This is a genomic window from Nocardia sp. 852002-51101_SCH5132738 (assembly GCF_001665695.1).
In the GTDB taxonomy this organism is placed as follows: domain Bacteria; phylum Actinomycetota; class Actinomycetes; order Mycobacteriales; family Mycobacteriaceae; genus Nocardia; species Nocardia nova.
Genome location: NZ_LZML01000119.1, coordinates 39,752 through 61,132, shown reverse-complemented (window position 1 = coordinate 61,132; position 21,381 = coordinate 39,752). Strand labels below are relative to the sequence as shown.

21 protein-coding genes are annotated in these 21,381 nt (G+C 68.8%); 14 read left to right on the top strand and 7 right to left on the bottom strand.

The window, feature by feature from the left end; all coding sequences use genetic code 11:
• The first annotated feature begins 50 nt into the window (after positions 1 to 50).
• Positions 51 to 542 (top strand): MarR family winged helix-turn-helix transcriptional regulator, encoded by a 492-nt coding sequence (locus tag A5789_RS17770; RefSeq protein WP_051755315.1) that lies wholly within the window; start codon positions 51 to 53, stop codon positions 540 to 542.
• On the opposite strand, the gene A5789_RS17765 is transcribed toward A5789_RS17770, so the two are convergent.
• A complete protein-coding gene (locus A5789_RS17765; protein WP_063012638.1) occupies positions 529 to 960 on the bottom strand; it encodes a plastocyanin/azurin family copper-binding protein in 432 nt (143 codons plus the stop codon). The genes A5789_RS17770 and A5789_RS17765 overlap by 14 nt on opposite strands.
• 187 nt (positions 961 to 1,147) lie before the next feature.
• Here A5789_RS17765 and A5789_RS17760 point away from each other — a divergent pair, with 187 nt between their 5' ends.
• Positions 1,148 to 2,632: an NAD(P)H-hydrate dehydratase gene (locus tag A5789_RS17760; RefSeq protein WP_064901770.1), complete on the top strand. Its 1,485-nt coding sequence runs from the start codon at positions 1,148 to 1,150 to the stop codon at positions 2,630 to 2,632.
• Between the two features lie 90 nt (positions 2,633 to 2,722).
• Here the strand turns inward: A5789_RS17760 and A5789_RS17755 are convergent, their stop codons facing one another.
• Positions 2,723 to 3,541 (bottom strand): SDR family oxidoreductase, encoded by an 819-nt coding sequence (locus A5789_RS17755; protein ID WP_064901764.1) that lies wholly within the window; start codon positions 3,539 to 3,541, stop codon positions 2,723 to 2,725.
• Between the two features lie 107 nt (positions 3,542 to 3,648).
• Between A5789_RS17755 and alr the strand changes: the two genes are divergently transcribed.
• From alr to tsaD, 6 genes are all read left to right on the top strand, one after another.
• Positions 3,649 to 4,845: an alanine racemase gene (alr, locus tag A5789_RS17750; protein WP_369817464.1), complete on the top strand. Its 1,197-nt coding sequence runs from the start codon at positions 3,649 to 3,651 to the stop codon at positions 4,843 to 4,845.
• Positions 4,845 to 5,975 (top strand): alpha/beta fold hydrolase, encoded by a 1,131-nt coding sequence (locus A5789_RS17745; protein ID WP_064901766.1) that lies wholly within the window; start codon positions 4,845 to 4,847, stop codon positions 5,973 to 5,975. Before alr ends, A5789_RS17745 begins: the two co-directional genes overlap by 1 nt.
• Positions 5,968 to 6,453: a tRNA (adenosine(37)-N6)-threonylcarbamoyltransferase complex ATPase subunit type 1 TsaE gene (gene tsaE / locus A5789_RS17740; RefSeq protein ID WP_063012646.1), complete on the top strand. Its 486-nt coding sequence runs from the start codon at positions 5,968 to 5,970 to the stop codon at positions 6,451 to 6,453. The genes A5789_RS17745 and tsaE overlap by 8 nt, the downstream gene beginning before the upstream one ends.
• A gap of 269 nt (positions 6,454 to 6,722) precedes the next feature.
• Entirely contained in the window at positions 6,723 to 7,412 is a 690-nt protein-coding gene (tsaB, locus tag A5789_RS17735; RefSeq protein ID WP_064901767.1) for a tRNA (adenosine(37)-N6)-threonylcarbamoyltransferase complex dimerization subunit type 1 TsaB, read from the top strand.
• Positions 7,409 to 7,942: a ribosomal protein S18-alanine N-acetyltransferase gene (gene rimI, locus A5789_RS17730; protein ID WP_063012650.1), complete on the top strand. Its 534-nt coding sequence runs from the start codon at positions 7,409 to 7,411 to the stop codon at positions 7,940 to 7,942. The genes tsaB and rimI overlap by 4 nt, the downstream gene beginning before the upstream one ends.
• On the top strand, positions 7,939 to 8,973 hold the full coding sequence (gene tsaD / locus A5789_RS17725) for a tRNA (adenosine(37)-N6)-threonylcarbamoyltransferase complex transferase subunit TsaD (protein ID WP_030513504.1): 1,035 nt from the start codon (positions 7,939 to 7,941) through the stop codon (positions 8,971 to 8,973). Before rimI ends, tsaD begins: the two co-directional genes overlap by 4 nt.
• A 27-nt stretch (positions 8,974 to 9,000) precedes the next feature.
• On the opposite strand, the gene A5789_RS17720 is transcribed toward tsaD, so the two are convergent.
• Complete coding sequence (locus tag A5789_RS17720) at positions 9,001 to 10,584, bottom strand: Hsp70 family protein (RefSeq protein ID WP_155525957.1); 1,584 nt, start codon at positions 10,582 to 10,584, stop codon at positions 9,001 to 9,003.
• Positions 10,585 to 11,273: 689 nt separating this feature from the next.
• Between A5789_RS17720 and groES the strand changes: the two genes are divergently transcribed.
• Positions 11,274 to 11,576 (top strand): co-chaperone GroES, encoded by a 303-nt coding sequence (groES, locus tag A5789_RS17715; RefSeq protein ID WP_030513506.1) that lies wholly within the window; start codon positions 11,274 to 11,276, stop codon positions 11,574 to 11,576.
• A 183-nt stretch (positions 11,577 to 11,759) separates the two neighbouring features.
• Positions 11,760 to 13,367, top strand: coding sequence for a chaperonin GroEL (gene groL, locus A5789_RS17710; protein WP_030513507.1), 1,608 nt, complete (start codon positions 11,760 to 11,762; stop codon positions 13,365 to 13,367).
• A 316-nt stretch (positions 13,368 to 13,683) separates the two neighbouring features.
• Here the strand turns inward: groL and A5789_RS17705 are convergent, their stop codons facing one another.
• The 3 genes from A5789_RS17705 to A5789_RS17695 all read right to left on the bottom strand — a co-directional run bounded on the left by A5789_RS17705 (position 13,684) and on the right by A5789_RS17695 (position 15,284).
• Positions 13,684 to 13,992 (bottom strand): hypothetical protein, encoded by a 309-nt coding sequence (locus A5789_RS17705; protein WP_227463192.1) that lies wholly within the window; start codon positions 13,990 to 13,992, stop codon positions 13,684 to 13,686.
• A gap of 1 nt (position 13,993) precedes the next feature.
• Positions 13,994 to 14,569 (bottom strand): sigma-70 family RNA polymerase sigma factor, encoded by a 576-nt coding sequence (locus tag A5789_RS17700; protein WP_064901642.1) that lies wholly within the window; start codon positions 14,567 to 14,569, stop codon positions 13,994 to 13,996.
• A gap of 421 nt (positions 14,570 to 14,990) precedes the next feature.
• Positions 14,991 to 15,284 (bottom strand): WhiB family transcriptional regulator, encoded by a 294-nt coding sequence (locus tag A5789_RS17695; RefSeq protein ID WP_030513510.1) that lies wholly within the window; start codon positions 15,282 to 15,284, stop codon positions 14,991 to 14,993.
• A 646-nt stretch (positions 15,285 to 15,930) separates the two neighbouring features.
• Between A5789_RS17695 and A5789_RS17690 the strand changes: the two genes are divergently transcribed.
• The 3 genes from A5789_RS17690 to A5789_RS17680 all read left to right on the top strand — a co-directional run bounded on the left by A5789_RS17690 (position 15,931) and on the right by A5789_RS17680 (position 18,715).
• Complete coding sequence (locus tag A5789_RS17690) at positions 15,931 to 16,824, top strand: hypothetical protein (protein WP_227463191.1); 894 nt, start codon at positions 15,931 to 15,933, stop codon at positions 16,822 to 16,824.
• A gap of 120 nt (positions 16,825 to 16,944) precedes the next feature.
• On the top strand, positions 16,945 to 17,523 hold the full coding sequence (locus tag A5789_RS17685; protein ID WP_030513512.1) for a sigma-70 family RNA polymerase sigma factor: 579 nt from the start codon (positions 16,945 to 16,947) through the stop codon (positions 17,521 to 17,523).
• Positions 17,516 to 18,715, top strand: a complete 1,200-nt coding sequence (locus A5789_RS17680) for an anti-sigma-D factor RsdA (RefSeq protein WP_082940783.1) — start codon at positions 17,516 to 17,518, stop codon at positions 18,713 to 18,715. The genes A5789_RS17685 and A5789_RS17680 overlap by 8 nt, the downstream gene beginning before the upstream one ends.
• A 168-nt stretch (positions 18,716 to 18,883) precedes the next feature.
• Here A5789_RS17680 and A5789_RS17675 read toward each other — a convergent pair whose 3' ends face one another.
• Positions 18,884 to 19,297: a DUF5319 domain-containing protein gene (locus A5789_RS17675; RefSeq protein WP_025347353.1), complete on the bottom strand. Its 414-nt coding sequence runs from the start codon at positions 19,295 to 19,297 to the stop codon at positions 18,884 to 18,886.
• 266 nt (positions 19,298 to 19,563) lie between these two features.
• On the opposite strand from A5789_RS17675, the gene guaB reads away from it, so the two are divergent.
• On the top strand, positions 19,564 to 21,108 hold the full coding sequence (guaB, locus tag A5789_RS17670; RefSeq protein WP_227463190.1) for an IMP dehydrogenase: 1,545 nt from the start codon (positions 19,564 to 19,566) through the stop codon (positions 21,106 to 21,108).
• The last annotated feature ends 273 nt before the right edge of the window (positions 21,109 to 21,381 follow it).

Sequence of the window (21,381 nt, the reverse complement as noted above, 5' to 3'; positions counted from 1 at the left end):
TATTGCGGGAGCGCGTTATCCTGGGGACGGCGACGACATGAGGAGGGCCGATGACCGCGGAAGCCGCGCTGACCGGATTGGCGGATGGCTGGTATGCGCTCTCGGTGCTGCACGACCGGATCGAGGCACGGATCGAACGCGCCCTGCAGGCCGGCCACGAGCTCAGCGTGCGCGAATACTCACTTCTCACCGTGCTCAGCCGCCAACACGACGGGCCCGGTGGCCATCTGCGGATGAACCAGGTCGCCGACTCGGTGGCGCTGAGTCAGAGCGCGACCACGCGGCTGGTGACCCGGCTCGAGGACCGCGGTCTCCTGCAGCGTTATCTGTGCCCGGACGACCGCCGGGGCATCTATACCGACGTCACCCCCGCTGGTCTTGCCCTCCTCGAACAGGCGCGGCCCACCAACGACGCCGCCCTGTCGCAGGCGCTCCGCGAGGCCGCGGCCGATCCCGAACTGGCCCCACTGGTGACGGCCGTGGAGGCGTTGAACCGCCGCGAGATGCGGGTAGGAGACGGCGTCGCGACTACCGCACCGTGACGGTGCCGCGCATTTCGGGATGCAGCGGGCACAGGTAGCGGTAGACGCCGGGCACGGCGAAGGTATGGCTCCACTCGCCGCCGGTGAAAATCGGGCTGTTGATGCCCATCGCCGCATCGCCGATGCCCTGCACGGCATGCGGCACCTTGTCGGAGAACTTCCAGGTGACGGTGTCGCCCGCCTGGACCGTGACGGCGTCGGGGGAGAACTTCATATCCTCGACGCGCACGGTGACCGAGGCCGGTTGGGCCACGGTCGGCGAGGCAGCCGCGGTACCCGGCGGCGTGGCCGCGGTCGTGGTCGTGGGAGTGGATGTCGTTGTGTTCGAACCACATCCGGCGATCAGCACGGCAGCCACCAGCGCTCCGGCGATCGGGAGGAGACGCGCTGCGCGGCTGCGTACGGTGCTGTGGGCCATGATCACGAGCCTAGTCCGAATGGTGGCATCCGGTTCGCGGCACCCGCGTGCGATCCGGCCGCGTCGCACCGGCGGCGGAGCCGCGGGCATGCGGGAACCGAAGATCCCGGGCGTAATCTGCTGGAGGTTCCGATTCGAGCGCGATCCCTGTGCGATCCCTACGAGGAGGCGAATGATGGCACCGGCCCTGCGGGGATATTTCACCGTCGACGAGGTGCGAGCTGCCGAAGCCGAACTGTTCGAGCGGGTCGCCGCGGGGGTGCCGATGCGCCGTGCCGCGTACGGATTGGCGAATGTGGTTGCGGCCGAACTGCGGGAACGGACCGGCGGCGTCGCCGGGCGGTCCGTGACACTGCTCGTCGGATCGGGGGACAACGGCGGCGATGCGCTCTGGGCGGGCGCGGCGCTGCGCCGGCGCGGGGCGGCGGTGACGGCCGTGCTGTTGTCGCCCGAGCGAGCGCATGCGGAAGGACTCGCCGCGCTGCGCCGGGCGGGCGGGCGGATTCGTGAGGCCGGGGCGGGATCGGCCGCCGAACTGCTCGGCACGCCGGACCTGGTGGTCGACGGCATCATCGGAATCTCCGGCCGGGGTGCGCTGCGACCCCGGGCCGCCGAGTTGGTAGCGGCGATCGAGGCACCGATCGTCGCCGTCGACCTGCCGAGCGGTGTCGATCCGAATACCGGTGCGGTGGACGGCCCGGCGGTACGGGCCGCGGTGACGGTCACCTTCGGTTCCTACAAACCGGTGCACGCGCTGGCCGCGCCGTGGTGTGGGCGAATTCAGCTGGTTCCCATCGGTTTACGCCTGCCCGAGCCGCAGCTGGCCGCGTTGGAGCCGGTGTCGATCGGTCGCGACTGGCCGGTGCCCGGACCGCGCGACGACAAATACACGCAGGGTGTCACCGGCGTCCACGCCGGCAGCGACACCTATCCCGGTGCCGCGGTGTTGTGCACCGGCGCCGCGGTGGCCGCCACCTCCGGCATGGTCCGCTACGCCGGAACCGCAGCCGCACAGGTTCTCGCGCAATTCCCGGAAGTCATTGCGGCCGAGAGTATTTCCGGAACCGGGCGGGTGCAGTCCTGGGTGTTCGGGCCGGGGGCGGGTACCGACGACGCCGCGCGCGAGCGTCTGTCGGAGGTCCTGGCCACCGATCTGCCCGTGGTGGTCGACGCCGACGGGTTGACCCTGCTGGCCGCCACGCCGGAGCTGGTCACCGGTCGCGGCGCACCGACCGTATTGACACCGCACGCAGGCGAATTCGCGCGTCTGACCGGCCGTGAACTCGGCCCCGACCGGGTGGCGGCGGTGCGTGAACTCGCCGAGAAGTGGCAGGTCACGGTCCTGCTGAAGGGGCGGTCCACGCTGGTCGCCACCCCCGGCGAGCCGACGCTGGTCAACGAGGCGGGTGGTTCCTGGGCGGCCACTGCGGGCGCCGGGGACGTACTGTCCGGCGTCATCGGCGCACTGCTGGCGGCGGGACGGGTCCCGGGGTGGGCGGCGGCGGCCGCCGCGCGTGTCCACGCCCTCGCCGCGAATCTCGCCGCCCATGCCGACAGTGATGCGGCAGCGCCTATTTCGTCTACTCCGCTGCTGCATCACCTACGAGCCGCGGTGCGGACCCTGCGTAGTCTCGCCGATGCCGCGGACGGACTGCCGGCCGATTCGTTCTGACCGCGCCATCTTCGCCGCGGCGGAACCACGGTGGACGGCCGGGTGCCGGGACCGCAGCGCCGGCAGCCCGTCCTCCCGGTACGTGCCCGGTCAGTCGCCCTGGGCGGCCAGCGTGACCGACTCCCATTCGCGCCAGGTCGACAGTCGCGACTCGTAGTCGGCGGTCGCGATCTGCAGCGGTGCGGTCCCCAGCAACAGCCGCAAGGGCGGCTTGTCGGCGTCGACCACGGCCAGGATCGCCGCCCGCGTAGCCGTCGGCTCGCCGGGCTGCTGGGCCGAACGGGTCCGAGTGCGCGCGGCCCGCACCTCGTCGTAGGCGGGGTTTTCCGTGCTGTGCACCGACGACGGGCCGGCCCAATCGGTGCTGAACCCGCCCGGCTCGATCAATGTGACGTGGATGCCGAAACCGTCGACCTCCTGCGCCAGCGACTGCGAGAACCCCTCGAGCGCCCACTTCGACGCGTGATAGGCGCCCAGATTCGGGAAGGCGCTGATCCCGCCGATGCTCGACACCTGGATGATGTGGCCGCTGCCCTGCTCGCGCAGAATCGGCAGCGCCGCCTGGGTGACCCACAGCGCCCCGAAGACGTTGGTCTCGAGCTGAGCGCGGATCTCCTCTTCGGTCAGTTCCTCGATCATGCCGAAGTGCCCGTACCCGGCGTTGTTGACCACGACGTCCAGGCGGCCGAACCGCTCGGCGGCCTCCGCGACCGCCGCGAAGTCGCCCGCGCGGTCGGTGACGTCGAGTTGCAGCGGCAGGAAGGTGTCGGGGTAGGCGGCGACGATGTCGTCGAGTGTCTCCAGCTTGCGCGCGGTTCCGGCGACCCGGTCGCCGCGCTCGAGGGCCGCCAGAGCCCATTCGCGGCCGAATCCGCGCGAGACGCCGGTGATGAACCAAACCTTGCTCATGAAACCCCTCTGGTCGATGGGTGGTGGCGGGCGGCGTGTGCCCGCGTGAACCACGCTAATGAGCTGGAGTGCACTCCAAGCAAGGGTTGATTTCGGCTCGATCCGATATCACCCGGGCGCGCCGGGTGGGCGCGACGCGCCACGTGGCAGGATCGGTAGCCGTGAGTAGCGCTGATCCGCAGGTGGAGACCGTCGTCGATCTGGATGCCATCGCACACAACGTGCGGATACTGCGCGAACACGCGGGCGATGCCGCGGTGATGGTGGTGGTGAAGGCCGACGCCTACAACCACGGAGCGGTGCAGGTCGGCCGGGCGGCACTGGCCGCGGGCGCGGCCGAACTCGGCGTGACCACCATTCCCGAGGCGCTGGAGTTGCGCGCGGCCGGTATCACCGCGCCCATCCTCAGCTGGCTCAACACCTCCGACGCGGATTACGCCGCCGCGATCGCCGCCGATATCGAGATCGGAGTCTCCTCGACCGCCCACCTGCGGGCGGTGGAGCGCGCGGCGCGGGCGAGCGGAACCACCGCGACCGTCACTCTGAAGCTCGATACCGGCCTGAACCGCAACGGTGTCTCCTCCACGGAGTATCCGCACGTGCTGACCCTGCTGCAGGAGCTGGTCGCCGAGCGCGTAGTGCATCTGCGGGCGATGTTCTCCCACCTTGCCCACGCCGATCAGCCGCAGCATCCGGTCATCGACGCGCAGCGGGACAGATTCGTCGAGGCCATCGCTCTCGCCAAGGACTACGGGCTGCAGCCCGAGGTGGTGCACCTGGCCAACTCCGCGGCCACGCTCACCCGGCCCGATCTGGCGTTCGACATGGTGCGGCCCGGTATCGCCGTCTACGGCCTGAGTCCGATTCCGGAGATCTCCGACTTCGGCCTGCGCCCGGCCATGACCTTCCGGGCCCGGGTCGCCTTGGTCAAACGGGTGGCGCAGGGCGAGGGCGTGTCCTACGGGCACGAGTGGATCGCGCCGCACGACACCACGGTGGCACTGATTCCGGCCGGTTATGCCGACGGCGTGCCGCGCGGCCTGGGCGGTCGGATCGCGCTGCGGATCGGGGATGCGGAGTATCCGAACATCGGCCGGGTGTGCATGGATCAGCTGGTCGTGGATCTGGGCGAGAACCGGCAGGGAGTGCAGGAGGGGGATCGCGCGGTGCTGTTCGGCGGGGCCCCGGGTGATCCGCACGCCCAGCGGTGGGCGGAACTGATGAACACCATCCACTACGAGATCGTGTGTTCCCCCCGCGGCCGTGTCGTGCGAGGCTATACCGGACAGGCAGGGGTGGTGTGATGGAACCCGAACGGGCACATCAGTTTCGGAGCGCGCGCCGGTTACGGTCCACACTGCTGCGTGGCGGGGTGGCGTCGGCGAGTGTGCTGGGCGCGCTGGCCGGTGCGCAGGCCCTGCGGCGAATGGGCGCCGCCGTCGCCTGGCCGGCTCGCGGTGACGACCTGCGCGACGAGGATTTCACCTTGCTGGACCGCGATCCTGCGCGCCGGGTGGTGGCCGACGACGGCGTACCGCTGGCCGCGCGCGTCGTCGGCGCCGAGAACCCGGCTGCCACCCTCGTTTTCGTGCACGGATTCTGTAACAGCATGCACTCGTTCCACTTTCAGCGCCGTGATCTCGCGAGGCAGTGGGGCGCGCAGGTCCGCATGGTGTTCTTCGATCTGCGCGGGCACGGCAGTTCCGGCACGTCGAGCACTGCGAATTGCACGGTTCCACAGCTGGGACGCGACCTGCTGCGGGTGATCGAGGATTGTGCGCCCGACGGCCCGCTGGTGCTGGTGGGGCATTCCATGGGTGGGATGGCGATTCTCGCGGCGGCCGCGCGGAATCCGCAATGGTTCGAGCGCCGCGTGCTGGCCTCCGCACTGCTGTCCACCACCGCGGCCGGGGTGACCCGCGCCGGTGCGGCACAGCTGTTGCGCAGTCCGGCGATCGACGGGTTCCGGGTGCTCGCCCACACCTCCCCGGCGCTGGTGCAGGCGGGACGGGTCACGGCCCGTCAGCTGATCACCCCGGTCCTGCACGTCAGTTCGTTCCACGGCGACGTCAGTCCCACGCTGTCGCGATTCACCACCTCGATGATCGATCGCACACCGGTCGAGACCATCGTGAAATTTCTCGAAGCCCTGCAGGTGCACGACGAATCGGCGGCGCTACCGGTGCTCGCGCCGCAGCCGGCGCTGGTCGTCGGCGGCGACCACGACCTGATCATCCCGTTCCGCAATTCGCGGGAACTCGCCGCCCGGCTGCCGGACGCCGATCTGATCCGGGTCACCGACGCCGCGCATATGGTGCATCTGCAATATCCCGAGCTGATCAATGCCGCGCTGGATCGATTGCTGTTGCGCACGGGCGTATTCGGCGGCGCGTCCGTCGACTACGGCGTGGGGCGGGAGGCGAGCAATGGCTGAGCATCGCGAGCAAGCCCCGGAAGCACAGGGCGAGGCCGAGAGCCGCGAACTGCCCACGGTCGCCGATACCGAGGCGCTGGGCCGGGAGCTGGCCGCCGAGCTGCGGCCCGGCGATCTGGTGGTGCTCGACGGCCCGCTGGGCGCGGGGAAGACCGCGCTTACCCGGGGGATCGCGGCCGGGCTCGGGGTCGAGGGACGGGTCAGCTCACCGACCTTCATCATCGCGCGGCAGCATCGCGCGGGCGCGGCGCCGGGATCGATACCGCTGGTGCATGTCGACGCCTACCGGCTGGGCGGTGACCTCGACGAGCTCGACGCCCTGGATCTCGATGCCGATCTGCACGAAGCGGTGGTGGTCGTCGAGTGGGGCCTCGGTGTCGTCGAACATCTCGCGGACCGTCATCTGCGGGTGCGGTTGCATCGGGAAGCGGAATCGGAGACCCGCACCGCCACCTGGGAGTGGGTCGGTCAGTACTGATCGGTTGTGATGCTCGCCACCGATGCGCCGCGGGCGAATACGCGGCAGCGCGGAATCCGGCCCGGCCGCCGGGCCCCGATCGCGGACCTCCGCACCGGCACCCCGGCAGTTGTTGCGGCACTTGGTCGTTGACGAGCGCCACGCGGTCGCCTCGTCACGACGTGCGCACATCCGGCCGGCAGCGGTTTGCCCCGCGGTTGCGACATGCGAATACGCCGACGGCGCTGATGGCATACAGGAGGTGACCAACCGGTATCGTTGAGGCAATCATGCTTGTACTTGCTGTCGACACCGCGACGCCTGCCGTTACAGCAGGACTGGTGGAACTGGAGCAGGCCGCCACACAGCCGCAGGTCCGCACTCTCGCCTCCCGGGTGACCGTGGACGCGCGCGCCCACAACGAGGTGCTCACCCCGCAGATTCTGGCCTGCCTCGAGCAGGCCGACCGCACGCGCACCGATATCGGGGCGGTCGTGGTGGGTATCGGCCCCGGCCCGTTCACCGGCCTGCGGGTGGGAATGGCGACCGCCGCCGCCTTCGGTGACGCCCTGGGCCTGCCGGTGCACGGCGTCTGCAGTCTCGACGCCATCGCCGCGGAGGCATGGCCCGAGGTGCCGGCCGGTCAGGACGAGATCTCGGGCGCCGAATTGCTCGTGGTGACCGACGCCCGCCGCCGCGAGGTGTACTGGGCGCGGTATCGCCGCGGCGGCCGCGTCGACGGTCCCGGTGTGTGCAAACCGGTCGATCTGGATTCCGGGGACGCGACCGCGATCGCCGGATCACCCTCGCACGTGGACTTTTTCGATCTTCCGGTGCTGCCGGTGGAGACCCCGTCGGCGGCGGGGCTGGTGCGGTGTGCCGCCCACGACATCCTCGCGCGCGCGACGCCGCAGCCGCTGGTCCCGCTGTATCTGCGCCGTCCCGATGCGGTCGAACGCAGCTATCAGGCGGTGCGATGAGTACCGAATCCTCGCCGGTGGTCCATATCGAACCGATGGGCCCGGCCGATATCGCGCGCTGCGTGGAATTGGAACTGCTGCTGTTCCCGGAGGACGATCCGTGGCAGGACGTGGCCTTCCGCTCGGAGCTGGCCGGTTCGCACAATCGCTATCTGGTGGCGCGTGACGACGCGGGGCGCATGCTCGGGTACGCGGGCATCGCGCTGCTGGGCACGCCCGACCATCCCGAGGCCGAGATTCACACCATCGGTGTCGATCCGGATGTGCACCGCGGCGGCATCGGGACCGCCCTGTTGCGCGCGTTGCTGGCCGAGGCCGGCCGGCGCGGTGGGCCCGTCTTCCTCGAGGTGCGCACCGACAATGCCCCGGCCATCGCGCTCTACGAGAAGCACGGCTTCCACATCATCGGCCTGCGCAAGAGCTACTACCAGCCCAGCGGCGCCGACGCGTTCACCATGCGCCGCCCGGCGATGACCGGATTCCCGCACCCGGGCGTCGAGCGCGCCCACGACTCCGAGGTCCTGTCATGATCGTCCTGGGTGTCGAAAGTTCCTGTGACGAAACCGGTGTCGGCATCGTGCGCCGCCATCCGGACGGCACCTGCGAGCTACTCGCCGACGAGGTCGCCTCCAGCGTCGACCAGCACGCGCGGTTCGGTGGCGTGGTTCCCGAGATCGCCTCGCGTGCTCATCTCGAGGCCATCGTGCCCGCCATGCGGCGTGCGCTGTCGACGGCCGGCATCGCCAAGCCGGATGCGCTGGCGGTCACCATCGGACCGGGCCTGGCCGGTGCGCTGCTGGTGGGCGTGGCGGCCGCGAAAGCCTATGCGGCGGCCTGGGATATTCCCCTGTACGCGTTGAACCATCTCGGCGGGCACGTCGCCGTCGACACTCTCGAACACGGACCGATGCCGCCGTGCGTGGCCCTGCTGGTCTCCGGCGGGCACACCCATCTGCTGCACGTGACCGATCTGGCCGAGCCGATCGTCGAACTCGGCAGCACCGTCGACGATGCCGCCGGCGAGGCGTTCGACAAGGTGGCGCGGCTGTTGGACCTCGGCTTCCCGGGCGGTCCGGCGCTCGATGCCGCTGCGGTCCACGGTGATCCGGCCGCGATCGCATTCCCGCGCGGGATGACCGGGCCGCGTGATCCGCGCTACGACTTCTCCTTCTCCGGTCTCAAGACCGCCGTCGCCCGCTACGTCGAGGCGGCCCAGCGCAACGGGACCGAACTGCCGATCCCCGATATCGCGGCCTCGTTCCAGGAGGCGGTGGCCGATGTGCTGACCATGAAGGCCGTGCGCGCGGCGCAGGATGTCGGTGTGGACACGCTCGTGCTCGGTGGCGGCGCGACCGCCAACTCCCGGATCCGGTCGATGGCCGAAGAGCGGTGCGCGGCCGCCGGTCTGACCCTGCGGGTGCCGAAGCCGCGCTTGTGTACCGACAACGGCGTCATGATCGCCACCCTGGGTGCCCACGTGATCGCGGGCGGCGCCGAACCGTCTCCGTTGACGGTCGCGACCGATCCAGGTCTTTCGGTGTCCACCAGCCAGATTCGCTGAGGCCGTCCCGAAAAGGATTCCGCCGGCTCAGTTCTGGGGCTGCACGGTTGTGCTGGGCGCTGTCGGCTGCCCGGAGGGAGTGGATTCACCCGGCTCGGCGGACTGGGCCGGGTCCGTCTCCGCAGACCCGGAACTCGAGTGCGGCGGTACCGGAATTCGGGTACTGCCCGGCTTGGTCGGCGCGGCCCCCGGAGTAGGACTGTCCGGTGTGGTCGTCTCGGGCGTAACCGGTTGCGGCGTGGTGGTTCCCAGCAGCGGTCCGAGCAGATGCGGCAGGTTGGGCAACGGGATCTGCGGCAGATTCGGATCCGGCCGCAGGACCGGCGCACTGGTCGTCGGCGTGATCGGCGGCACCTGATCGGCATGGGTGGTCGGCACCGAACTGCCCGGCGATGTGCCGGGTGCCGAACTGCCGGGCTGGGTGGAGCTCGTCGGCGGACGCTCGGTCCGGCTCTGCCCGGTGGCGTCCGTCGATGTAGCCGTGGGCATCGGGGACGACGTGGGCGACGTGGTCAGCTGAGTACCGGTCGTCCCTGCCGGGGTCACATCCTGGTGGGCCGTCGGCACGAGTTCCTTGACGCCGTAGCCGACCACGAGACCGACCACCACGACCGCACCGACGAGGGTGCCGATCAGTTTGGTGAAGGTTCCGGCCGATCCGTCGCTACCGAGGGCGATCGGGGAGAAGGTCGAAGGCTGGGCCGAATCGGCCACCAGCGCCGCGCCTTTCGCGGTCACCGCCTCCGGCTCCGGAACCGAGACCACCGGAATGTCGAGCAATGCGTCGAGTCCCTCGACCAGCGAGGCGATATTGGCGCCGCCGCCGATGATCGCCACTGCCTCCGGGGATTTCGGCGCTCGTGCGAAGACCGCGCGGGCGTAGTCGGCCGCCTCGTGCAGCAGATCGGCGATCAGTTCACCGAAATCGGCGCGGGTCAGCTTCAGCGGCTGCCCGGCGACGTGATCGATGGTCACCGCCGGGGCGATGGACAGATGCTCCTTGGCGGCCCGGCTGCGGTTGATCAGCATGGTCCGGTTGGGCCGGGTGCCCCTGCGGGCGAAATGGCAGTCCAGCAGATGGTGATAGATCAGCTCGTCCACCGCGGCGCCACTGATCGTCTCGGTGCGCTCCGAACGCAGCACGGTGTCTTCGGCCAGATCGGCCACGGTGACCGTCGTACCGGAGGCGCCGAGGTCGATCACGGCCACCGTCTCGTAGCGGTCGAGGAGGCCGGTCTCGCGCAAATAGGTGAGTGCCGCAGTACTTTCGGGGATGAGCTGCACATCCCGGCGCTGCTTGCCGATCGCGGCGCGAATCGCCATCGCCTGCTCACGATCGCGGTAGGCGACCGCGATGGCCCCGGCCGGGACGGGCTGCGTCTGGGGCGCCGAGGCGCCGGGCGTGTGCGTGCCGACCCGGTGCAGGTAGTCGCGGGGCATCTGCGTGGTCATCAGCTCGATCGACGAGGCGACCAGATCACCCGGATCGGAATGTGCCACATCCGCCGACACGACGCGGTAGTCGAAGCTCTGGGCGCCGTTGGGCGTGGTGGTGACGACGGCCGAGCAGACGACCTCGTTCCCGGCGGAGATACCGAGGGATGTTCGCATGTTCACCTCCCTTCTCGAGCTGGTCGAGCGGACGGCCTTGGTGGAACCGACCATCTCGAACGGACATCACGGGCATCCGCTGTGCGGCGAATACTCCGCGCGCGGATCGGGGCGGGTCTTCCTCCGTCGGGGGCGGTCCGGTGAGGCGCCATTCCGTCAGGCTTTCGGTCCCATCAGGTGCGATCCGTTTTCAGGGTCGGGACCGGCCGTCGATCACGTGCGGTCTTGTTCTCGTCTCAGGTGTGCGCGAGGTTGTCGCGCGAATGGGTGAAGCAGTGGTACTCAACGGATCGCGTGACGGTTACGGCCGATGGACGCGCCGTAACGACACAACTGTCGTACGGCATGACCGATCACGGAACCGTCTTACATACTGTCACAATCCGTTATCCGAACGTTACAGATTTTTCGGAGCAATTGCCACGCCCTCGGGCGTGTCGCGATGTCAGCACTGCCCACCCTTGAGCGCTGGCACTCTCGTGTATAGAGTGCTAGTCGGCACTGGTTGTGCTCAGGTGCCAGCTCGACTTTGGGCAAGGGTCCCGGCACCCGCGACGACGGGGCTGTGCGCAGGGTCGGCACGGCGGTAGTGGTAAGGCTCCACGAACGCCGCAGCAACACCGTGACCAAACCGTGAGTCCGGGGAACAGCCCCGGACGACCGAATCCCCTGAAAGTGGAGGGCTCAACGTGGCGAGCGTGAACATCAAGCCGCTCGAGGACAAGATCCTCGTCCAGGCCAACGAGGCCGAGACGACGACCGCCTCCGGCCTGGTCATCCCCGACACGGCGAAGGAGAAGCCCCAGGAGGGCACCGTCGTCGCCGTAGGACCCGGCCGGTGGGACGAGGACGGCGAGAAGCGCATTCCGCTGGATGTCAAGGAAGGCGACGTCGTCATCTACAGCAAGTACGGCGGCACCGAGATCAAGTACAACGGCGAGGAGTACCTGATCCTGTCGGCGCGCGACCTGCTGGCCGTCGTCGACAAGTGATGACCGACCGATGACCCACGCGGCCGTCGCGATCCGGATCGCACCGTAACGATCACTGCCCCGGTGTCCCACGCATGGGCGCCGGGGCAGTGATCGTTGTGGCCGGGATCGTCGTGGTCGCTGCTCCAGGCCGCGGGTCGTCGCAGGCCCGTCCACCACTCCCACCCCAAGGACATCTCAACCATGGCAAAGCAGATCGAGTTCGACGAGAAGGCTCGTCGGGCAATGGAACGCGGCGTCGACAAGCTGGCCGACGCCGTCAAGGTCACCCTCGGCCCGCGCGGCCGGCACGTGGTGCTGGCCAAGGCGTTCGGCGGCCCCACCGTCACCAACGACGGCGTCACCATCGCGCGCGACATCGACCTCGAGGATCCGTTCGAGAACCTCGGCGCGCAGCTGGTCAAGAGCGTCGCCACCAAGACCAACGACGTCGCCGGCGACGGCACCACCACCGCCACCGTGCTGGCCCAGGCCCTCATCAAGGGCGGCCTCAAGAACCTCGCCGCCGGCGCCAACCCGATCGGCCTCGGCGCCGGCATGAGCAAGGCCGCCGACGTCGTGTCGGAGGCGCTGCTGGCCGCCGCGAAGCCGGTCTCCGGCGAGAAGGCCATCGCCCAGGTCGCCACCGTCTCCTCACGCGACGAGGAAATCGGCGAAATGGTCGGCAAGGCCCTGACCACCGTCGGCAAGGACGGCGTCGTCACCGTCGAGGAATCCTCCACGGTCAGCACCGACCTGGAGATCACCGAGGGCGTGCAGTTCGACAAGGGCTATCTGTCGGGCTACTTCGTCACCGACCCCGACAAGCAGGAAGCCGTCCTCGAGGACGTCCAGGTGCTGCTGCACCGGGAGAAGATCAGCTCGCTGCCCGACTTCCTGCCGCTGCTCGAGAAGATCGCCGAATCCGGCAAGCCGGTGCTGATCATCGCCGAGGACATCGAGGGTGAGGCGCTGTCCACCCTGGTCGTCAACGCCATCCGCAAGACCCTCAAGGTCGTCGCGGTCAAGGCGCCGTTCTTCGGTGACCGGCGCAAGGCGTTCCTCGACGACCTGGCCGTCGTCACCGGTGGCACCGTGATCAACCCCGACCTGGGCATCAGCCTGCGCGAGGCCGGTCTGGACCTGCTCGGCCACGCCCGCCGCGTGGTCGTCACCAAGGACGAGACCACCATCGTCGACGGCGCCGGCACCCAGGAGGCCATCGACGCCCGCGTCGCGCAGCTGCGCGGCGAGATCGAGGCCACCGACTCCGACTGGGACCGCGAGAAGCTGGAGGAGCGGCTGGCCAAGCTGTCCGGCGGCGTCGCGGTCATCAAGGTCGGTGCGGCCACCGAAACCGCGCTCAAGGAGCGCAAGTACCGGGTCGAGGACGCGGTCAGCGCGGCCAAGGCCGCGGTCGAGGAGGGCATCGTCTCCGGTGGCGGTACCGCGCTGGTGCAAGCGGCGACCAAGCTGATCGAACTGCGCGACTCGCTGACCGGTGACCAGGCCATCGGCGTCGAGGTCGTGCGGCAGGCGCTGCGGGCGCCGCTGTACTGGATCGCCACCAACGCCGGTATCGACGGCGCGGTCGTGGTCAGCAAGGTCAGCGAGGGCAAGGACGGCTTCAACGCCGCCACCCTGACCTACGGCGACCTGATCACCGACGGCGTCGTCGACCCGGTCAAGGTCACCCGCTCCGCGGTCCTCAACGCCACCTCCGTGGCGCGCATGGTGCTCACCACCGAGAGCGCCGTGGTCGACAAGCCGGCCGAGGACGAGGCCGACAACCACCACGGCCACGCGCACTGAATTTTTGGCCTCCGCTTCGCTCCGGCGGGGTTGCGGCCCCCTAGGGCTCGTCGATCGGCGCCCGTTGCTTGCTCCTTCGTCGCGTACGCAACGGGCACCGATCGACGAGCCGGGCCGCAACCCGTTGGGGTCGGGTCGGGCCTGAGTCTCGGTGAGATCGGGTCGGGTCTGAGTCTCGGTGACGGGAGCCTTTGTGACCGCAACGGCCCGTTCACGTTTCAACGTGAACGGGCCGTTGGCGTTTTCGTGAGGGGGCTGCGGGTGGATACTCGCTGGAGCGTTTGCGCCTACCCCGAGGCTCGGTTGAGGCCGGAGCTCAGTTGAGAGAGGTGGGACCGGCTTCCTCACCGTTGCGGTGAGCGGGGGGACGAATGTGTCGTGCGGCGGGGGCGTGATCGTCGGCGATCGCGGCCAGGAGCCGGGTGCGGAGGGTGGCGGGTGGCTGGACGGCCGACGCCGAGGCGAACAGGGTAAGAGCTTCTCTGGTCAGTTGCACTTCCGTGTCGAAGTCCGCGCGCAGTACGGGGTCGCCGGAGTCGAACAGCTCCTGCACCGCGCGCTGGTCCTCGTCGCCGATCGATCCGAGCGCGACCGTATGCGCGAGATCGATCTGGCTCTCGTTCATCTCACGTCACTCCCAAACTCTTTTTCAGTCGTGTCAATCCGTCCCGAATCCGGGACTTGACGGTCGGTAACCCTACTCCGAGGTAGGTAGCCACCTCGGCATACGTCCGGCCGCCGAAATACGCCAGCGAGATGGCCTCGCGCTGGGTTTCGGTGAGGGTGGCGAGGCTCTCGCGTACGGCCTGCTGTTCGAGTCGGCGGCCGACTTCCTCGGTGACCTCGTCGAATTCGTGGCCGAGGGTCGCGGTGCCGTAGGTGACCTCACGCTGGGCGTGCGCCTGTTCGGCTCGGACGCGGTCGACGGCGCGCCGATGCGCGAGCGTCATCAGCCAGGTCACCGCCGAACCCTTGGCCGGGTCGAAATTGGCTGCGGTGCGCCAGATCTGGAGGTAGACCTCCTGGGTCGTCTCCTCCGCGTAACCGGAATCGTGGAGGACACGCAGCACCAGTCCGAATACCCGGGCGCACGTGCGGTCGTACAGCTCGGCGAATGCTTGCTGATCGGACCGGCCGCAGCGCACCAGAAGTGCCGCCAGCTCGATACTTTCGCTTGCGCGTGCCGTGATCGCAGAGTCCACACTCGGTGTGGCCACCCGACCGTCCCCGATGGATCCTTGGAACGAGTCGTCCTCTGCGGCCGGCGGCCGCGTTGTCACAACGCTCCATTCTGTGTCATCGGTCACTACCGTAGCGCGACGCTATGACCTCCTTTCAGGTGGGGTGCGTCGGGCAACGCACCTGTGGCCCAGCGGATTTCGCGCGTAAGACGACACGCCGAGGAGTGTGCGGAGACACGCCGTGACACGCCGATGACTTTCGCGAAACGCTGGGGCTTGGGTGCGGCCGTTGGTCAACATGCGGCAGGCGAATCGGCGGTGGCCGAGAACCTGCGCCTGTACCGGTGTCGCCGGCCACGTTCAGTGGCCGGGTGTTTGCTAGGTATTCGGCGCCCCAGCTGGTTCGGATCGGTCGGGTGCGACCGAATTTCGCGAGCGCCGGTCAGACGGCCATCCGGCGGCGGTTGCGCCGGGCGTGGAGCTCGCGTTCGGTCTCCGACATGCCGCCCCAGATGCCGTACGGCTCACTGACCTTCAGGGCGTGGCTGCGGCACTGCATGAGCACCGGGCAGGTCCGGCAGATCTCCTTGGCGCGCAACTCCCGCTGGGTGCGCGCGCGGCCGCGCTCGCCGTCGGGATGGAAGAAGACGGAGGAGTCCACACCGCGGCACGAGCCGCGCATCTGCCAATCCCAGATGTCGGCGTTGGGACCGGGGAGGTGGGTGGGCATGGGCATGGTGAACTCCTCATGGTGCGAGCTCGTCGGCGTTGTCGAGCGGTGCTTGTCAGCAGCGGTCTGTCCGGACCCTGGGCGGGGGCGACAGTGACCTCGCCGAGATCGGGCTCGGACCGTATCGCCGATCTCCGGCGATCGCAGTACGCGGTCGCCGCAATTTCGCGCGGCGCCGACGACGGCGATGAAGTACGTTAGGTCGCGCAGTGAAATCACGTCAATAGATACGTCGACAGTGATCGCAATTCCGGCAGATCTCAGATTTAACCTACGCACTGTTTACTTTCCGGACCGGGAAAGCGATACTGACCGGTTGACTTGTTTCGCGAGTATTGCGACGTGTCCGTAGATTCCCGCGTTTTCCCAGTTCACAGGGTGTTTAGCAGAAGAAAAGATCTGTCGTACTTGCCAACGCTGGGGAGTGTGATATGTGATGTGGCACACTGGCCTCGTGCGCGCGGAAGAAGTCCGGATGGCCGCGTCGGGGCGCGCAGGTTAATAATCCGAAAAGCGTGCGAATTCTGCTTCGGTGCGCCGGCGGTTAGCTCGTTGCAGATTTACCTGATGGAAACACGGCGCCTCCGCTTTTCGCTGAGAAATAGCCCGTATGCGGTGCGGAGCGCGGGCCGCCTCCGGATAAGGTGCGCTGGTGTTGGATTTGTCCCCGGGAGTGCGCGGGTTGCTGGACCCCGGGCCCGCCGCCGTACTGGCCGACGCGGCGTTCGGCGGCCGCCCCGGCATCGCGCTCGCGGATCTGCCCGTCGCCGCCGATCCCGCCGGAACCCGGTTGCGGGCAATCGTCCTCGGTGGTCGGGGGTGGTATGCGGCCGCGCGCGCCGAATTGCTCCGGGCCGCCCGGTTGACCAGGGATCCGGTATTCCGCTCGCTCGTGGCCTCCACCGAGGCGTCGCTGCTCCGTCAACTCGGCTGGCACGCGCGCGCCGCGATCCTGGACGGACGGGCAGCGGCGCTGGTCGCGAACCTGCCGGTGGTGGGTGCCGCCGATCCGATGCGCGCTGCGGCGGTCTGCGACGCGCTGACCGGATTGGCCGCGGACGCACTCGGTACCGGGCAGCCGCAGGTGTCCGCGCGGTTGCTGCGGCGCTGTCGCGGCGAACTGGATCGCGCGCCCACAGACCTGCGGACGCTGGTGCGCTGGCACTGGGTCAGCGCCGAAACCGCCCTCGCCGCACCCGGTCTGGGACTGGTCGCCGAGCCGGCGTCGACGCACGCCGAGGCGGCTGTCGCCGCGGCCGAGCGGATGGGATCGGTTCGGCATCAAGTGAAGTCGCGGCTACTGCTGGCCGCCGCGGCGGCGGCCGAGGGTGACATCGATCGCAGTCGCGCCGGTGCCGAGCTGGTCGATTCTCTCTGCGCCGCACACGGATTGCTGCCGCTGCGCTGGGCCGCCGCGATGTTGCGGTCGGGGGTGTGCGAGCCGGCCGAGGCCCGCCGCGCGGCAGCCGAAGCCGCTGTGTTCGCGAGCATTCTGGCTGGTCGGGGCGGTCGGCTGCGGATCGGAACAGAAATCGGGGAGCAGTGATCCCCCATGTTGTCCGACTCACATAGCTGAGCCGCTATTGTTGGTTTCGTTCCACCGACCGGTGGAAGCACCGGTCGAAATCCGGCCGTGCCACTTGTAACGCCAGGAATATCTCTGACGATGACGCACTCGGGCGAGGAGTTGGACGCCGCCGTAGCTGCTGCAGCTCAGGGCGACCGTTCGGCTTTAGCCCAGGTACTGGAAATCATCCGCCCGCTGGTAGTTCGTTATTGCCGTGCGCGGATCGGTTCCGCGGAGCGTGGGCAGCTCTCCGCGGACGACGTGGCGCAGGAGGTCTGCTTGGCTGTGATGACCGCCCTGCCGCGTTACCAGGACCAGGGGCGGCCGTTCATGGCTTTCGTGTACGGAATCGCCTCGCACAAGGTCGCCGACGCACATCGCAACGCCGCCCGTAACAAGGCGGACGCGATGGCCGAAGTACCAGATGTCATATCCACCGACCAGGGGCCGGAGCAGCGCGCTCTCGAATCCGAAACGAGCCGGCAGATGAACAGTCTGCTGGCCACGCTACCGGAGAAGCATCGAGAGATCCTGATCCTGCGTTTGGTCATGGGTTTGTCAGCAGAAGAAACTGCTGTCGCCGTGGGCAGTACGGCGGGAGCTATACGAGTGGCTCAGCATCGGGCGCTCGCGAAACTCAAGTCACAAGTGGCGAGGGCAGGTGAAATGTATGGCTAGGGATGGCGAGCGCGGTCGGGGCGACTGGAAGGCGCGGCTTGGATCGCCGAACAGCGGTCCCTATGCCGAGGCATCCGGGGAGTCCGGTGACGCCGGGCCGGTGGATATCGCAGCGGTCCGACGCGACGATGCGCTGATCGACGCCATCGCAGGCGACGGTCCCGTAGCGACCGACAGTGCCGAGGAGTATCAACTCGCGAGCCTGCTCGCGAATTGGCGAGCCGATATCGTCGACACTCCGATGCCGGCCGGTCCCGATCTGGACGCCGTGGTAGCGGCCGTCAACCAGGAGATCGGAGCGCGGGAGGCGAGGGTCAACGCCCATCGCCGCGGCAGATTGCGATTGGTACGTCCGCTGATGGGCGCCGCGGCCGCGGTCGCGGTGATCGCCGGCGGGACGACGGCCTTCTCCTACGGGGCGCAGCCGGGTGATCCGTTGTGGCGGGTGAAGGAGGTCGTGTTCAGCCAGCAGGCGCAGACCACGATCGCCCAGCGCGCCGACGACGATATGACCAAGGCACAGGCGCTGATCGACCAGGGACACCCCGAACAGGCCAAGGCACTGTTGGAGAGCGCTTCCACCAACACGACTCAGGTCGACGACAACTCGCGCAAGCAGGATCTGCAGGTGCGCTGGCAGCACATGCTGGATCAGCTGAAGACCACCGCACCCGAGGTGGCCGCCGCGCTGGAGTCGCTGGAGCCGAAGGCGAATACGACGCCGGCCACCCCGACAGTGGTCGCGCCGACGACGCCGGGACAGTCTGCCAATCCAGGGCAGCACGAGAGCACCGGCTCCAAGCCGAGCACCCCGGGCCCGGAGATCATGCGCAGCCAGACCGCGCCCGAAACCGGTGCGAGCGGTTCCGGACCGGGAACGCCGGGCACCGAGCCGGGAAGTGGTTCCAAGCCGCCGACGAACCAGCAGCAGCAACCGCCGACGACTGCCGAGCCGCCGACGAACCAGCCGCCGACTCAGCAGCAGCCGCCGACCAACGAACAGCCACCCACACACGAACAGCCGCCGACGAACCAGCCCACCGCCAATCCGCCGACCACCATCGGCGGAGGGGCGGTGGTCCCGCCGACGCAGCCGCAGCAGACGGTGGCCCCGGTCCATCCGTCGGTGCCCTCGGTGCCGACGGTGGTCGTGCCGCCGGCCGGTGGGGGATTGCACACCGGCATCAACTAGAACCACATATTCAATACGAGAACCGATCGCCGATCCCGGCGGTCGGATTCGTGTTTTTCAGGGGTTTTCAGGGGGAAGTGCGCGCGGTACGTCGCGGCGGAAGTGTGGAAATTCACACGCCGAAAGCGCGCGCGGCTGTGCCGAGCCGAGCGCTACGCGGCTGAGGGGTCAGGCGTCGAAACCGTCGAATCCGTCGCCGTGCAGGGCTTCGTTCATCGAGGCATCCGCATATCCGCGGCAGTAGTCCCACGTCACGTAGGCCTCCGGCGTCGGATCGTATGCGGGCTCGTGCGGGCGGACCGTGCCGTCGACCAGCAGTTGCAGCAGGTTGGCGCGCAGCATGTCCCAATCGTGGTAGTGGTCCTGCCGGCAATCCTCACAGCTCACCACGAGACCGCGGATGCCCCGGTGGGACAGCAGCGCCTCGTACACCGCGAGATCGGCGAGATCCTCTTCGACCGCTAGGCGCTCATGGGGGTCCAGCGGCTCCCCAGGCTCAATGGCATCGAGCGCGGCCGACGGGTCGGAGGGATCTCCGGCGAAGGGGTCCGGCGGCAGGCCAGGTGGTAGATGGTCACGCACAATCCCACGGTACGCAGAACCACCCCCTCCGCGCCAGCGCTGAAGGCATTTTGACGCGCTTGTTGCGCGGCTGTCACCCTCGTCCACCACTGTGTCGGAGGCGACGAGGTCGCCCCCACAGGCGGCCGATACCATGGATACACAGGCGCCGGGTCGCACGCTTCGGCTCCACCATCCATCAGCTGTTCTCGATCGGTACCGAGGTCCCGGAATGCCGGGCCGAAGTGCCGTATCGGTGCTTTCGAGGTCCAGGAGGGGTCGATCAGATGAGTAGTCCCGTGATGGGCGAACGAGCCGTCCGCCCGCATACGGGTGGTGACGATCCGAACAAGATCGCCATGCTCGGCCTCACGTTCGACGACGTGCTGTTGCTGCCGGCCGCTTCCGATCTGATCCCCAGCTCGGTCGAGACCTCCAGCCGGTTGACGCGCGAGATCACGCTGCGCACCCCGCTGGTGAGTTCGGCGATGGATACCGTCACCGAGGCGCGGATGGCGATCGCCATGGCCCGCGCCGGAGGTATGGGCGTCTTGCACCGCAATCTGTCGGCCGCCGATCAGGCCGCGCAGGTGGAGACGGTGAAGCGGTCCGAGGCCGGAATGGTCACCGATCCGGTCACCTGCCGCCCGACCGACACCCTCGCCGAGGTCGACGCGATGTGCGCGCGGTTCCGGATCTCGGGTCTGCCCGTGGTGGACGAGACCGGTGCGCTGGTCGGCATCATCACCAACCGGGACATGCGTTTCGAGGTCGACCAGAACCGCCGGGTCGCCGACGTGATGACCAAGGCGCCGCTGATCACCGCCCAGGAGGGCGTCACCGCCGAGGCCGCGCTGGGTCTGCTGCGCCGGCACAAGATCGAGAAGCTGCCGATCGTCGACGGCAACGGCCGCCTGCGCGGGCTGATCACCGTCAAGGACTTCGTCAAGACCGACCAGTACCCGAACGCGACCAAGGATCGCGACGGCCGCCTGCTGGTCGGCGCCGCGGTGGGTGTCGGCGAGGACTCCTGGTCGCGCGCGATGAGCCTGGCAGATGCCGGGGTCGACGTGCTGATCGTCGATACCGCGCACGGCCATCAGGCCCAGGTGCTGCAGATGGTCGCCAAGGTCAAGAACGAGGTCGGCGACCGGATCCAGGTCGTCGGCGGCAATATCGCCACCCGCGAGGGTGCGGCGGCGCTGGTCGAGGCCGGCGCCGACGCGGTCAAGGTGGGTGTCGGTCCCGGCTCGATCTGCACCACTCGCGTGGTCGCCGGCGTCGGCGCCCCGCAGATCACCGCGATTCTCGAGGCCGTGGCCGCGTGCCGCGCGGCCGACGTGCCGGTGATCGCCGACGGCGGTATCCAGTTCTCCGGTGACGTGGCCAAGGCCATCGCCGCCGGTGCGTCGACGGTCATGCTCGGCTCGCTGCTCGCCGGTACCGCCGAATCCCCGGGCGAACTGATCCTGGTGGGCGGCAAGCAGTTCAAGAGCTACCGCGGCATGGGTTCGCTGGGCGCCATGCAGGGACGCGGGCAGGGCAAGTCCTACTCCAAGGACCGCTACTTCCAGGACGACGTGCTGGCCGAGGACAAGCTGGTGCCCGAGGGCATCGAAGGGCGGGTGCCCTTCCGCGGTCCGGTGAACCAGGTCATCCACCAGTTGGTGGGCGGTCTGCGGGCGGCCATGGGCTACACCGGTTCCCAGTCGATCGCCGACCTGCAGCAGGCGCAGTTCGTGCAGATCACCGCGGCCGGTCTCAAGGAGAGCCACCCGCACGACATCACCATGACGGTCGAGGCACCGAACTACACCGGCCGCGGCAAGTAGGAGCCGGGGCGAGGGCGACGAGTCCTCGCCACGGCGACACGGTTGGCTCGCCGCTGTGTCGCGGGTGACGGAAATGCTTCCGGGACAAGGTATGTCATCGCGACGCGTCGGCCCAACGCGGTCCCGGGATACCGGTCGGTCGTGTCGATGTGTGACCGCGCCCGGCCCGTCCCGATGCTCACGGTCCGACACGGACCGCCCCCGGCGTATGGCGTACGCCGGGAGCTGGGAGGATGGACGCGCGTCGGCGTGAGATCGCCGCGACGTCGTGGC

Excerpts from the sequence above, each read along its gene's own strand:
- A5789_RS17680 (WP_082940783.1), top strand. The coding sequence starts at position 17,516 with ATGGCTAGGGATGGCGAGCGCGGTCGGGGCGACTGGAAGGCGCGGCTT.
- rimI (WP_063012650.1), top strand. The coding sequence starts at position 7,409 with ATGAGTACCGAATCCTCGCCGGTGGTCCATATCGAACCGATGGGCCCG.
- A5789_RS17770 (WP_051755315.1), top strand. The coding sequence starts at position 51 with ATGACCGCGGAAGCCGCGCTGACCGGATTGGCGGATGGCTGGTATGCG.
- A5789_RS17695 (WP_030513510.1), bottom strand. The coding sequence starts at position 15,284 with ATGCCCATGCCCACCCACCTCCCCGGTCCCAACGCCGACATCTGGGAT.
- tsaB (WP_064901767.1), top strand. The coding sequence starts at position 6,723 with ATGCTTGTACTTGCTGTCGACACCGCGACGCCTGCCGTTACAGCAGGA.
- A5789_RS17720 (WP_155525957.1), bottom strand. The coding sequence starts at position 10,584 with ATGCGAACATCCCTCGGTATCTCCGCCGGGAACGAGGTCGTCTGCTCG.
- groL (WP_030513507.1), top strand. The coding sequence starts at position 11,760 with ATGGCAAAGCAGATCGAGTTCGACGAGAAGGCTCGTCGGGCAATGGAA.
- guaB (WP_227463190.1), top strand. The coding sequence starts at position 19,564 with ATGAGTAGTCCCGTGATGGGCGAACGAGCCGTCCGCCCGCATACGGGT.
- A5789_RS17745 (WP_064901766.1), top strand. The coding sequence starts at position 4,845 with ATGGAACCCGAACGGGCACATCAGTTTCGGAGCGCGCGCCGGTTACGG.
- tsaE (WP_063012646.1), top strand. The coding sequence starts at position 5,968 with ATGGCTGAGCATCGCGAGCAAGCCCCGGAAGCACAGGGCGAGGCCGAG.
- A5789_RS17765 (WP_063012638.1), bottom strand. The coding sequence starts at position 960 with ATGGCCCACAGCACCGTACGCAGCCGCGCAGCGCGTCTCCTCCCGATC.
- A5789_RS17685 (WP_030513512.1), top strand. The coding sequence starts at position 16,945 with ATGACGCACTCGGGCGAGGAGTTGGACGCCGCCGTAGCTGCTGCAGCT.
- A5789_RS17755 (WP_064901764.1), bottom strand. The coding sequence starts at position 3,541 with ATGAGCAAGGTTTGGTTCATCACCGGCGTCTCGCGCGGATTCGGCCGC.
- A5789_RS17705 (WP_227463192.1), bottom strand. The coding sequence starts at position 13,992 with ATGAACGAGAGCCAGATCGATCTCGCGCATACGGTCGCGCTCGGATCG.
- tsaD (WP_030513504.1), top strand. The coding sequence starts at position 7,939 with ATGATCGTCCTGGGTGTCGAAAGTTCCTGTGACGAAACCGGTGTCGGC.